General features: G+C 71.8%; 12 protein-coding genes. 2 read left to right on the top strand and 10 right to left on the bottom strand.

Features of this window, described 5'->3' with window-relative positions; genetic code table 11:
• The first annotated feature begins 1170 nt into the window (after positions 1 to 1170).
• Positions 1171 to 1356, top strand: coding sequence for a DUF6255 family natural product biosynthesis protein (locus ABD794_RS19160; protein WP_425586055.1), 186 nt, complete (start codon positions 1171 to 1173; stop codon positions 1354 to 1356).
• Here ABD794_RS19160 and ABD794_RS17070 read toward each other — a convergent pair.
• From ABD794_RS17070 to ABD794_RS17080, 3 genes are read right to left on the bottom strand one after another with little or no spacing between them, the layout of a single operon-like run.
• Complete coding sequence (locus ABD794_RS17070) at positions 1346 to 1936, bottom strand: tetratricopeptide repeat protein (protein WP_344964331.1); 591 nt, start codon at positions 1934 to 1936, stop codon at positions 1346 to 1348. The two genes, ABD794_RS19160 and ABD794_RS17070, sit on opposite strands and share 11 nt — an antisense overlap.
• A gap of 4 nt (positions 1937 to 1940) precedes the next feature.
• Complete coding sequence (locus ABD794_RS17075; protein ID WP_344964333.1) at positions 1941 to 3890, bottom strand: tetratricopeptide repeat protein; 1950 nt, start codon at positions 3888 to 3890, stop codon at positions 1941 to 1943.
• 29 nt (positions 3891 to 3919) lie between these two features.
• Positions 3920 to 4336, bottom strand: coding sequence for a hypothetical protein (locus ABD794_RS17080; protein WP_344964335.1), 417 nt, complete (start codon positions 4334 to 4336; stop codon positions 3920 to 3922).
• Between the two features lie 212 nt (positions 4337 to 4548).
• On the opposite strand from ABD794_RS17080, the gene ABD794_RS17085 reads away from it, so the two are divergent.
• On the top strand, positions 4549 to 5517 hold the full coding sequence (locus tag ABD794_RS17085; protein WP_344964337.1) for an FG-GAP repeat domain-containing protein: 969 nt from the start codon (positions 4549 to 4551) through the stop codon (positions 5515 to 5517).
• Between the two features lie 59 nt (positions 5518 to 5576).
• Here the strand turns inward: ABD794_RS17085 and ABD794_RS17090 are convergent, their stop codons facing one another.
• From ABD794_RS17090 to ABD794_RS17120, 7 genes are all read right to left on the bottom strand, one after another.
• The gene (locus ABD794_RS17090; RefSeq protein ID WP_344964339.1) at positions 5577 to 6839 is read right to left on the bottom strand and encodes an FAD-dependent monooxygenase; all 1263 of its coding nucleotides are present in this window, start codon (positions 6837 to 6839) and stop codon (positions 5577 to 5579) included.
• A gap of 55 nt (positions 6840 to 6894) precedes the next feature.
• The gene (locus tag ABD794_RS17095; RefSeq protein ID WP_344964341.1) at positions 6895 to 7401 is read right to left on the bottom strand and encodes a PhzA/PhzB family protein; all 507 of its coding nucleotides are present in this window, start codon (positions 7399 to 7401) and stop codon (positions 6895 to 6897) included.
• A gap of 56 nt (positions 7402 to 7457) precedes the next feature.
• Positions 7458 to 8117: a phenazine biosynthesis FMN-dependent oxidase PhzG gene (gene phzG / locus ABD794_RS17100; protein WP_344964344.1), complete on the bottom strand. Its 660-nt coding sequence runs from the start codon at positions 8115 to 8117 to the stop codon at positions 7458 to 7460.
• A gap of 52 nt (positions 8118 to 8169) precedes the next feature.
• The gene (locus tag ABD794_RS17105; RefSeq protein ID WP_344964346.1) at positions 8170 to 9006 is read right to left on the bottom strand and encodes a PhzF family phenazine biosynthesis protein; all 837 of its coding nucleotides are present in this window, start codon (positions 9004 to 9006) and stop codon (positions 8170 to 8172) included.
• A 136-nt stretch (positions 9007 to 9142) separates the two neighbouring features.
• Positions 9143 to 11059, bottom strand: coding sequence for an anthranilate synthase family protein (locus ABD794_RS17110; protein WP_344964348.1), 1917 nt, complete (start codon positions 11057 to 11059; stop codon positions 9143 to 9145).
• Entirely contained in the window at positions 11056 to 11679 is a 624-nt protein-coding gene (locus ABD794_RS17115; protein ID WP_344964352.1) for an isochorismatase family protein, read from the bottom strand. The genes ABD794_RS17110 and ABD794_RS17115 overlap by 4 nt, the downstream gene beginning before the upstream one ends.
• Before the next feature lie 106 nt (positions 11680 to 11785).
• Positions 11786 to 12553 (bottom strand): 3-deoxy-7-phosphoheptulonate synthase (locus tag ABD794_RS17120; RefSeq protein ID WP_344964350.1); only part of this gene is annotated, 768 nt, incomplete at its 5' end.

Below are 12553 nucleotides of genomic sequence, written 5' to 3' on the forward strand. Positions count from 1 at the left end.
GTCATCCGGTTCGTGTTGCTTCCTCTTGCGTCGTTCTCCTGGAGGTTCGTGCTCGGGCGGGACCGGGGGAGGTACGGGCCTGGTTCGTCGGGTGGCGTGACCGGCGAGTCCTTCCGGCGACGGTCGCGCGGGCGTCCCACACTCGCGCTGCGGTGAGCGGACCCGACGCGAGCCGCGCACTCTGTGCGAACGCGCGCGTCGCGGCTCTCTGCGCGTCGCTGTCGGGGTGCCGTCGGCACCTGGCCGGTGGCGAGGACCACGCCGGTGCTGGTGCGTGGGCCAGGCCTAGTTCGGCGGGCCACAGCGGCGTCCGCCCAGCTCGTATGCCGCTTCCGAGTCGGGCACCCCATCGAGGCAGTTTCCCGGCGAGTTCACGCAGGCCCGCTCGTCCACAGGTACGGCGAGACGTCTGGTCTCGTCCCAGCCGGGTCGCGCACCGCCATGTGGCCGGGGTGCCGGCGTCTCCGCCACCGCAGTCTCTCACCACGGTGCGTCCGGTACACGTACTTACGCTGCCTGCCGCGCGAGGTGAGCCAGCCGGCGCGCGGCACACGTCATGTGGTTGCCAGCGCGCGGCGAAGCCGGGGCAGCCTGCCGGTCGCCGCAGTTGCACGCTCGTCGCCGTCTTCGCCCCTCGTTGAGGCAAACTGTGAGCAGGTTGAGTCCACGTACAGCCAGGCCCGCACACCGGCTTCGCGGTCGAGCGCTTCCTCCTGGGCCGGCGAGGCCTCCGTGAATCATCGAGCACGGCGTGAGCGCGGACCAGACGGCTCGCTCTGTCCCCCGCGCAGTGCGAGCGAGACGAGGAGTGAGGGGACAGCCTGCGGCGTCCTGGCCGCCATGACTGCCACCGCACCAGGGCCGCCGGAGAGATGCCTCGCCCGGAGCGCTTCGCCGATCCGCCGTCGATCTCCGGGCTCGTCGCGCCAGTGCCCTGCCTGGTCCCCTGCACCGCGGCGAATCCCGCAGCGCGCTCTGGATGCGCGCAGAGCGCCACAGAGCGTGCGTGGGATCGGGGTGGGTGCTGACGATAGCGATGAGGGTGCTCGACCGCGATTGGTCCACACCGCGGGGAGGTCGCGGGGTCACCGCGTGACGCCGGCGGTACTCCTCACCACAAGCTCAAGTGCACACGAAGGAGAACCCATGATGCACGCCGTGGGCCGACTCATGAGCCACTGCCGACACCTGTCCGGCTGGGAATCCGCCAACGGCGAGGACCGCTGCCCCCACCTGCGGAACCCGCCGCTTTCACGGACTACGGGCGCCCTGCGCCCCGAGGAGTTGCGGCAGCAACCCCTCACCAGTCCTGCCGCGCGTCCACGCGGCTCTCAAGTCGCTACGGTCAGCTCGTGATCCTCGCCCAGTACACGTCGGCGTCGGCCAGGGCCCTCCCTGTAGTACGCGAGCGCGCGGTCGAAGTCGCCGCTCTTCGGTGGGCGCCGCCGAGGGTGCCCCGGGAGGTGATCGCATGCGGGTGGTCGCGGCCCAGGACGTGGACGCGGTCCTGAAGGACCGTGTGCAGGAGGGGGATTGCCGTGTCCAGGTCGCCGGCCTCCGCGAGGGCGCAGGCGAGGTTGTTGCGTGCCGTCAGCGTGTCGGGGTTGTCCGGGCCCAGGACCCTTGTGCGGTCGCGGAGGACTTCCTCGTACAGGGCTATGGCCTTGTCCGCGGCTCCGACCGCGCCGTAGCAGCCGGCGAGGTTGTTGAGGGAGGTCAGGAGGTCCGGGTGGTCGGTGCTCAGGACGCGCCGCCGGTCGGCGAGGACCGCTTCGGCGAGCGGGAGCGCCCGCTCCCCGTCGCCGGCGTCCCGATAGATGAGGGCGAGGTCGCTGCGCGGGAGGTCAAGGTGTCCGGGTGGTCCGGGCCCAGCACCCGTGCGCGGTCGTCGGCCGTCTTCCTCGTACAGCTCCGTCGCCCGCTCCAGGTCGCCCAACGACCTATGCGCGGATGCCAGGCTGTTTGGCGGTGCCGAGGGTCTGCGGGTGGTCCGGGCCGAGCACCCGTTTCATGTCCTCGATGAGTTCGGTGTACAGGAGGATCGCCAGGTCCGGTCGGCGCCCGCCTCGCCCACGCGCGTACGCGAGGTTGTGGCGCGCGGTCAGCGAGTCCGGGTGGTCCCGGCCCCGAGCGCCCTCGTGATCGGCCAGGACCTCGGTGTACAGCGGGATCGCCAGGTCCGGCCGGCCCGCCGAACCGAGGGCGTGGGCCAGGTTGTTGCGCGCCATCAGGGTGCACGGGTGGTTGCGGCCGAACGCCCGCTCGGAGTCGTCGAGCGCCCGGCCGAGCTGCTCGATCGCGAGGTCGGGCCTGCCCGCCGCCTCGTAGGCGCCGGCGAGGCGGACCCGGGACGTGTGGGTCTCCGGGTGGTCCGGGCCCAGCACGTCCCGGCGATCGGCCAAGGCCGTCTCGAACAGCGGGATCGCGTGCGCCAGGTCCCCGGACTCCTCGTGGGCCGAGGCGAGCGCGACGCGCATGGTCAGGGTGGAAGGATGCTTCGGTCCGAAGTCCCGCGCGTGGGCCTGGAGGACGTGCACCAGGTAGGGCACCGCGCGGTGCTGCTGGCTCTGCTGGATCAGGTGGACGGCCGTGTTCATGAACAGGGCGTCCGCGAGAGGGAGCGGATCCTCGTCGGCCGATTCCGCGAACAGCGCGTCGATGTGGGGCAGCAGCAGGCGCCAAGTGGCCGTGTCCGCCAGGGCGTTCTCCGCGGGGAAGGCGGCGGACAGCAGTGCGACGGCGTTGGTCCACCCTTCGCGGACGGCCGCGGGGCCGCGGTGCGGGTTCCCGGCTTCCGGTGTGCGGGTGACGGCCTGTACGAGGCGGTGCACCGAGATCCGGGCGCCGGCGGGGTCCCCGTCGTCGTTCTTCAGGGTGATCATGCTGTAGGCGTTCAGCCGGCCGACGGCGCGGTGCGCCGCGGCCCGGTCGGGCATCGCGTCCAGCAGACGTCGCGGGATCCCGGTCGGCGCGAACCATGCCAGGGCCCGCAGGAGTTCCACCGCGACCGGTTCCTGCTCGGCCAGCCGGTCCAGCGTCACCGTCCAGACCGCGGAGACGGTCCGGTCCCGGGCCGTGCCGTTCGCGGCGTCGCGCAGCGTGTTGGCGCGGTCGTCGGCCAGCAGCCCGAGATAGGTGCGGGCCTCGGTGCCGGTCTCCTCCAGATAGGCACCGGCCTGGTCCAGAGCCAGCGGCAGGTGTCCCAGCGCACGGCACAACTCCCCGACCGCGGCGTCGTCGTCGAGCCCGGCACCCGCCCCGCGCAGCACTTCCGCGGCCGCCTCCGGCGCCAGCGTGCCCACGGCCAGGGTGGGGATTCCGCGCCAGCCGGTCGCCAGCCTCGTGGTGATGAGGAACCGGCCCTCGGGCAGTCGGGCCAGTAAGGGGGTGATGTGGCTTCGGTCGTTGACGTTGTCCAGGATCAGCAGCCACCCGCGATGCGCGCCCAGCCAGGCCGTGGCCCACGTGGCCGCCAGGGGCGGGGCGGTCTCCGCCCAGCGCGCGTCGAGCCGCGCGGCGAGACCCGCGAGGCCGGCCTCGATCTCGTCCGGGCTCTCCGCACCCATCCAGTGGATCAGGGCGTGGTCGCCCCGGTGGACGTCGGCGTAGTGGTTGGCCAGCGTCGACTTGCCCACGCCACCGAGCCCGGTCAGCACCCTGACGATCGGGCCCGGGCCCGCGGCGCCCGACAGCGATGCGTGCAGCTCGGCGGTCTCCGCCTCGCGTCCCATCACCGGCGCCCCTGCCACATGGGCCGGGGACAACGAGACCGGCAGCGAAGGAAACCCGGTGTCGACGGGGCTCGGCGGCGGCCCGTCGAAGATCACGAGAACGTTGGTGGCGTCGTCACCGGTGGAGATGATGCCGTAGTTGTCCGCTCCGAGGGTCACGGCGCGGGCCGTGGCTCCCTCCGACCCGGTCATCCAGGGTTCGCGATGCTGTTGCGGGCGTTGTCCCCCAGCGACACGATGCCGTGGTTGGTCGTCATCCGCACCGACCGGTCCCCGGGGACCGTCGCCGGGCCGACGCCCGACTCGGCGAGCAGCGCGGCCAGTTCGCCGGCCAGACCGTCCTCGCGACGGAGGGCCCTCTCGACCCCGGCTCGCAGTGCGGCTGTGCGGTCCTCGTCCTCCGGATCGTCGGCGACGGCCAGGACCGCTCCGGAGATCCGCGCGTCGGAGCCGGGATCCCGCCGCAGCCGCTCCAGCAGCCGCCGCCCCAGTCGTACGGTGGCCTGTTCCGCGGCCACCTCCCCGTGGTCGAGAACGTTCCGGCCGTAGGTCGCCGCAGCGGCGCTCACGGCCGCGACCACTCCGTCGATCGTCGAGCTGTCCATCGAACCCCCCAATGGCCCCGGACACCGTCAGCACACCTGGTCGAATGTTAATGAAGTGCCGCGTCGGAAGGGGGGTTTCGACGATTCCGGCCACCGACAGTGACCTGCCGATGTCTTTTGCCGGAGCTCCCGGCCCGACATCCTCCTCGTGGCACTCACTCATCTCATCCTCGTCGGATCCATCGACAGGACGACAGGAATCGAGAGACATCATGAGGAAGACGAAGCCCTCCACCCGCCTGAGCGCCCTCTGCCTCGCGCTGCTCGGCGTCACCGCCGGAGTCTCGGGCACGGCCGTGGCGAGCCCGGGACCGGCCGCCCCCCGCACCCTGGCGACCGCCGACGCGAGCGCGCCGCAACGATTCAGAGCCGACTTCGACGGCGACGGCAAGGCCGACATCGCCGTCTGGCGGCCGTCCAACGGGACGTGGTACATCCTGCGCAGCAGCGACGGCGGACAGACGATACGGCAGTGGGGGCTGTCCGGCGACGTTCCCGTCCCGGGCGACTTCGACGGCGACGGGCAGGCCGACCTGGCCGTTTGGCGTCCGTCGAACGGCATTTGGTACGTCATCCGCAGCAGCGACGGCGGCCGGATGGACCAGCAGTACGGCATGTCGGGCGACGTCCCGGTGTCCGGCGACTTCGACGGCGACGGCAAGGCCGACTTCGCGATCTGGCGGCCGTCCAACGGGACGTGGTACATCCTGCGCAGCAGCGACGGCGGACAGACGATACGGCAGTGGGGGCTGTCGGGGGACGTTCCCGTCTCCGGCGATTTCGACGGCGACGGGCGGGCCGACCTGGCGGTCTGGCGGCCGTCCAACGGCACCTGGTACGTCATCCGCAGCAGCGACGGCGGCCGGACGGACCAGCAGTACGGCACGTCCGGCGACGTCCCGGTGTCCGGGGACTTCGACGGCGACCGGCGGACCGACTTCGCGGTCTGGCGCCCGTCCAACGGCACCTGGTACGTCATCCGCAGCAGCGACGGACGTCAGACCATCCAGCAGTACGGCAGTTTCCCCAACGACGTTCCCGTGCCCGGTGACTTCGACGGCGACCGGCGGTCCGACTTCGTGATCTGGCGCCCGGGGAACGGCACTTGGTACGTCCTGCGCACCACGGACGGCGGTCAGACGATCCAGCAGTACGGGGTCTCGGGCGACGTCCCGGCCTGACCTGCCTCATTGCCGGCCGGGTGTCCTCCCGCACCCTCAGGAGGACACCCGGCCCGGTCTCAGCCCCGGTTGACCCGCGGCGGCGTCAGCGAAGCCCTGGTGTTGAGCTTCTCCGCCTCGCCCGTCGTCTTCTGGTACGACTCCGTCACCTTCTCGATGTCCTCGCCGGAAGCCGTCTTCCCCTGGGCCGAGGTGTTGCGGCCCACGCGGTCGACCTCCCGGTTGGCGAGGACGACCGCCGCGGTCGCCTCGCGGCGGTCCTCCTCGTAGGCGGCCAGCGCCTTGACGACGTCGGGCTCGACGGCCAGGTGGTAGGCGAGCACCCGCGCGTCGATGATCGCCTGGGTGCCGCCGTTGGCGCCCGCCGGGTAGCCCGGGTGCGCCGCGTCGCCGAGCAGGGTCACGCGGCCCCGGCCCCAGGACGGCAGGGGGTCGCGGTCGACCATCGGGTACTCGAGGATCTCCTCGCTCTTCCCGAAGAGCGCGGGCAGGTCCGCCCAGTCGAACTCCCAGTCCGCGTAGTGCGGGAGGATGTCCTCGATCTTCCCCGGGGTGTTCCAGCTGACGTCGCTGCCCAGGGGGCCCGGCTTGCCCGTGGGGACGAGGCAGACCCAGTTGATCAGCGTGCGGCCGCGCTTCAGGGCCGCGTCGGAGATCTGGTAGCCGACGAACCCGGTCTTCTTGTCGTCCACGGCGATGACGACGGAGTTGCCCGGGGCGAAGGACTCGGCCTCGGTCACGCCGCGCCACATGGTGACGCCGCTCCACTTGAGCGGGCCCTCGTCGGGGTGGAGGAGGCCGCGCAGGACGGAGTGGATGCCGTCGGCGCCGATCAGGGCGCCGGCGGTGAAGGAGATCCGGTCGCCCGTCGCCCGGTCCACGGCGTCGACCCGCACGCCGTCCGCCGTCTCCTCGAAGCCCTCGAACCGGACGCCGGTCCGCACCGCTCCGGCGCCGAGCCGCTCGTGGACGGCGTCCAGGAGCATCATCTGGAGCTCGCCGCGGTGCACGGAGTACAGGTCCCAGTGGAAACCGGCCGCCGTGCCGGTCGGCTTGCTGAAGAGGGTGCGGCCGGCGCTGTCGGCGAAGGCGTTCGCGACGGCGGGCACGCCGAGTGCGGCCAGCCGGTCCAGCAGGCCCAGCTCGTCGAGCTCGCGGACGGCCGCGGGCTGGAGGTTGATGCCCACGCCGAGTGGCCGGATCTCGCGGGCGGACTCCAGGACGAGCGCCTCGATCCCGGCCGCGTGCAGGCTGAGGGCGGCCGTCAGACCGCCTATGCCGCCGCCGACGATGACGACGTCGGCAGAGTGGGTTCTTTCCATGTTTCCTTCTCCAGAACGGAAGTTCACGCCGGACACGGTGTTCGGTGGGGTGGTGCTACCGGTCCGTCGGGATCCAGTCGCGGTTGATGTGCGGCGTCTCGATGCTCAGCGACCGCATGTGCTCGATCGGATTGGCGTACTCGCGGCTGGACTTGATCTGGCCGTTCTCGAGCGTGAAGCCGTGGATGAAGTGGTTGCGGTAGTGCCCCTCGGGGTACTGCGGGAACCTGATCGTCCCCTCCCCGTCGCACTCCACCCAGATCACATTCGGGTCCTGGGTCTCGTAGATCCGGACGTCGATCCACTCCCAGTCGGGCAGGACCTCGAGCGAGAGCTCGTTGTGCCGCTTGAGGCGGTCCCGCCCCTGGACGACGATCGGCCGGCCGATGTCGGTGTAGAAGAGGGCGGTCTCGCCGTCCTCCGTATAGAGCGTGTACCGCTCCAGGCGCGCCTCGGCACCCGTGCGCAGATACTTCTCGACCGCCTCCCGGTTACGGGCACGCAGTTCGAGGTCATTGGTGAAGACGGACGGGGCAGGGGTCCGCGTCGTGCTGTCGCTCATGTCGTTCGCAGGCGTTTCTGTGCAGGGGGTGCAGGGGGTGCGGAGGGCGCGGTGGCTCAGGGCTGGAGGCGGCGGGTGGTCCAGCCGTCCCCGTCGCGGTCGAAGCGCAGCCGCTCGTGCAGCCGGTCGGTGCCGTTGGTCCAGAACTCGAACAGCTCGGGCTCCAGCCGGTAGAGGGAGTACGAAGCGGGGCGCGGCAGCGGCGTGTTGAGCGCGGCGAGCCGCCGGCCCTCGGCGCGGGCCGCCTCGACGTGGGCGTAGTCCTCGAACTCCGTGCTCTGCCGGCAGGCCGAGGACATCGCGTGGGTGTAGACCGGGCGGCCGTTCCAGGCGGCGTCGGCCTCCTCGTCGGAGAGCTTGCGCACCGGGCCGGCGACGATGACCTGCTGGCTGGTCTCGCGCCAGTACAGGACGCCGGACGCCCAGGGGTTGGCGGCCAGTTGGCGGCCCTTCTGGCTGGTGCTGTGGGAGGTGAAGAGCAGCCCCTCCTCGGTCACCCCGGACACCACGACCATCCGGGACGAGGTACGGCCGTGCTCGTCGGAGGTGGCGAGGGCGAGTGCGAAGGGCTCGCGGATCTTCGCCTCCTTCGCGGCGTCGAGCCAGGAGCGCAGCAGGCCGTAGGGCTCGGCGGGCGGCTCGACGAACTCCGGGAACTCGACGTCGAGGTTCCCGGTCATGGACTCGGACCTCTTGGCGGAGGGGGGGTTGCTCACGGGTGACTCCATCGGTGAGGGAAGCGGTTGTTCTGCAAAGAGGAGGGTCGGGTCACACGTGCAGCGTGCCCTCGATGGCGAGGGCGCCGTTCCCGCCGACCTCGACGGACTCCACCCGGTCGCCCTCGCCGTGGGCGAGCGCGCGCATCGGCGAGGGGCGGCCCATCTCGACGCCCTGGGTGATGGTGATCCGCTGCCCGTACTCGATCAGCCCGCGCCGGGCCAGGTGGATGGCGATCGGCCCGGCGGCGGAGCCGGTGGCGGCGTCCTCGACCACGCCGTAGGCGGGCGAGAACATCCGGCTGCGCCACTCGGTGCCGGAGCCGGCGAAGCAGTTGGCGGCCATGTCCTCGAAGGCGCTCAGCGCGCGGTGGTCGGGGTGGAGGGCGGAGAGGGCCTCGACGCTCTCCAGGCCGACGAGGACGTGCCGGGGGCCGTTGCGGTAGATCTCCACCGGCAGCGTGGACTCGCGGATGCCCAGGGCGGCCAGGAGTTCCTCGGTCCGGTCGAAGGGCTCCCAGGTCGGGATCGGCTGCTGCATCCAGGCGGCGGTCACCTCGCCGTTCTCCCGCTCCAGCTCGAACGGGATGACGCCCATGGCCGTCTCCAGCCGCAGCTTGTCCGCCTGGGTGCGCCGGCCCAGCGCGATGGCGGTGCCCAGCAGCGGATGCCCGGCGAAGGGCAGCTCGTTGACGGGGGTGAAGACCCGGATGTGGTGGTCGCCGCCCTGCTTGGGCGTCAGCACGAAGGTGGTCTCGGAGAGGTTCATCTCCCGCGCGATGCGCTGCATGCGCTCCGCCGAGAGGTCGTCGCTGTCGAAGAAGACGGCGACCGGATTGCCCTTGAGGGGTTCCGTCGCGAAGGCGTCGACGACGACGTAGGAATGCATGTGCTGCTCCAAGCGGTGCGAGAAGTACGAGGGGTGACGGGCGCGGCGCGGCGTGCCGCGCCGGTGGCGGGACCGGCACGCCGGTCCCGCCCGGGGGTCCGCGCCGGCGGCGGCGCGGACCGGGGACGTCCCGGGGTCAGCCGGCGGCCTTCGCCTCCAGCACGCCCAGGACCTGCTGCACCGCGGTGCCGACGATCCGCGGACCGTCCTGGGTGAGCACCGACTCGGCGTGGAACTGCATGGACGCGAAGTGCGGGCCGCGCAGGGCGTGCACCTCGCCGGTGCCCGCGTCGCGGCTGACGCGGACCGTGCCGACGCCGTCCACCTCGACCTCGTCGAGGTCGCTGCGGGCGGCGAAGGTGTTGTAGAAGCCGACGTGCTCGGTCCGGCCGAACAGGTCGATCTCCTTCTGCACGCCCTGGTTGGGGACCTCCCGGCGCCGCAGGCCGAAGCCCAGCTGGAGGCTGAGCACCTGGTGGCTGAGGCAGACGGCCAGGAAGGGGCGGCGCTCGGCGAGCAGGGTGCGCACCGCGGCGTGCAGATGGGCCATCTTGGGCTGGCCGGTCTCCTGCGGGTCGCCGGGGCCGGGGCCCATGACGATCAGGTCGTACCCGTCGAAGGAGTACTCCTCGTCGAACCGGCGCAGCGTCACCTCCAGCCCCAGCGAGCGGAGTTGGTGGTCGATCATCGAGGTGAAGGTGTCCTCGGCGTCCACCACCAGCACCCGGCGTCCCTGGAGTCCGGGCAGGACGCCGGCGCGGCGGCCCTCGGGGTCGCGCAGCCAGAAGTCCGCGATGCTCTCGTTGCGGCGGGCGAGGGCGGCCTTGACGCTGGGGTGGTTGCCCAGCCGCTGGTCGCCGCCGGACTCCAGGGCGGCGACGAGACCGGCGGCCTTGGCCCGGGTCTCGGCCGCCTCGGAGGCCGGGTCGGAGTGGCGCACGATGGTGGCGCCCACGCCGATGGTCACCCGGCCGGTGGCGTCGATGTCCGCGGTGCGGATGAGGATGGCCGAATCCATGGCCCGGCCGCCGTCCTCGTCCCGGCCGATGAGGGCCGCGACGCCGCTGTAGTAGCCGCGTCCGGTCGGCTCGTACTGGCCGATGATGCGGCAGGCGCTCTCCAGCGGGCTGCCGGTGACGGTGGGGGCGAACATGGTCTCGCGCAGGATCTCGCGCACGTCGCGGGTGCTGTGCCCCTCGATGAAGTACTCGGTGTGGGCGAGGCGGGCCATCTCCTTGAGGTACGGGCCGACCACACGGCCGCCCGACTCGCAGATGCGGGCCATCATCTTCAGTTCCTCGTCCACGACCATGTAGAGCTCGTCGGTCTCCTTGCGGTCGGCGAGGAACTCCATCACCTCGGGCAGGTTGGGCCCCGAGGCCGGGTAGCGGTAGGTGCCGCTGATGGGGTTCATGACGGCCGTGCCGTGGTCGAGGCTGACGTGCCGCTCGGGCGAGGCGCCGACGAAGGTCCGGTCGCCGGTGTGGACGACGAACGTCCAGTAGGCGCCCGACTCCCGCTGGAGCAGCCGGCGGAAGAACGCGAGGGCGCTGTCCGGCCCGTACTCGGTGATGTCGGCGACGAAGGAGCGCTTCATCACGAAGTTGGCGCCCTCGCCGGTGCCGATCACCTCCTTGATGACCCGGCCGACGGTCTCCGCGTAGGTGTCGTCGTCGAGGTCGAAGTGCTCCCCGGTCAGCCGGGTGGGCACCCGCGGGACGCGGTCCAGCTCGGAGAGGGGCACCCGCTCCTGCTCGGTGACGGTCATCGCGATCAACGGCGACCCGTCGTCGGCGCAGTGGAAGCCGCGCTCGGCGATCTGCCGGTACGGGATGACCGTGAGGACCTCGTGGTGGGCGCCCTCGGCGGCCGGGGTGTCCGGCAGCTCGATGTCGGCCAGGGTGGCGGGGTGCGACACCTCGCCCACCAGGACGTCCATGACGCCGGGGCCGGCGGCCTCGGGGCGGTGGAGCAGGGCGTACGCGGCCGGGCGGGCACCGGCCGTGCCGAGCACGCGGCCGAGCAGGTCGCCGGTGGCGGGAACAGCGCTCATGCGAAGATCTCCTTCGCGGTGACGACCCGGGCGCAGCGCTCGGCCGCGTACCTCAGGGCCAGCCGGTGGTACTCCTCGGAGAAGTCCGCGGTGGCGTCGGCGACGAAGAACGGCTGGATGTCGTTGGTGTACGCCTCGACCGCGGTCATCAGTACGCCGACGTGGGCGTAGACGCCGCACACGATGAGCTGGTCACGGCCGCTCTCGCGCATCTTCTCCAGCAGGTCCGACTTGAAGAAGGCGCTGTAACGCCACTTGGTGAACTCCCAGTCGCCGTCGGCCGGCGCCAGCTCGTCCACCACCAGGCGGTCGGCGGGCTCCGGGCGCATGCCGGGGCCCCAGAAGTCCTTGAGCAGGCCGCGCTGTTCGTCGGTCATCCCGCCGGGCTGCGCGGTGTAGGCCACCGGCACGCCGAGCGCGGCACAACGGTCGCGCAGCGCCGCGGCGTTGCGGACCAGCGGATCGCGGACGCTGTCCGGGAACGGCTTGAGGAAGTACCGCTGCATGTCGTGGAGGAGGAGCACGGCGCGGTCGGCGTCGGGCGTCCATGCGACGGTGTTGGGGGGCAGATCGCCCGCGGAGGGCATGGGATACGGCTTTATCGTCGGTATGCCGGACATGGTCCTGCTTTCCAGTTCCTGGCTTGTGGTGCGAAGCACGCGGCCGGTGCGCTTCGAAGTCGTGGTGGGGTGGCGCCTGTTGGTGGCGCGGGGGTGTGCGGGCGGGTCAGGCCTTCCAGGAGGAGACGACGCTGACGGCCTGCCAGGGGTTGAGCCGCGGGTCGCAGTACGAGGTGTACCGCTCGCCGACCCCGCCCAGACCGCTCGCGTCCACGACGCACTCGGTCACGTCGTGCGGCGTGGTCTCCAGATGCAGACCCCCGGCGGTCCCGCCGGCCTCGGTCACGGCCCTCAGGAACCGCGTGACCTCCAGCGACACGGTCTCCACCAGACGCGTCTTGTAACCCCCGGGCGCGGAGACGGTGTTGCCGTGCATCGGGTCGGTCAGCCAGATCACCGGGTGACCGGCCTCCCGCACCGCCTCCACCAGCGCGGGCAGCCGCTCGGCGACGTTCTCCGCCCCCATCCGCGCGATCAGCGTCAGCCGCCCCGGCTCCCGGTACGGGTCAAGACGCCCGCACAACGCGAGGAGTTCGTCAGGTGTCATCGACGGACCCACCTTGCACGCCACCGGATTGCTCACCTCGGCCAGCAGCGCGACATGCGCGCCCTCGACCTGGCGGGTGCGCTCGCCGATCCACGGGAGGTGGGTGGAGCCCAGGTAGAGACGGTCCTGGTCGTCCGTGCGGAGCATGGGGACTTCGTAGTCGAGCAGCAGGGCCTCGTGGCTCGTCCACACCACGGGCTCGATGACGTCACGGCCGGCGGCGCGCTCGCGCCAGCCGAGGTGCTCGACGATGTCACCGGCGGCCATGTAGCCGGTGAGGATCCGCAGGGGATCGGGCCAGCGGCTGTCCGCGTCCGCCTCCGGACC

The sequence above is a fragment of the Streptomyces thioluteus genome, assembly GCF_039535865.1.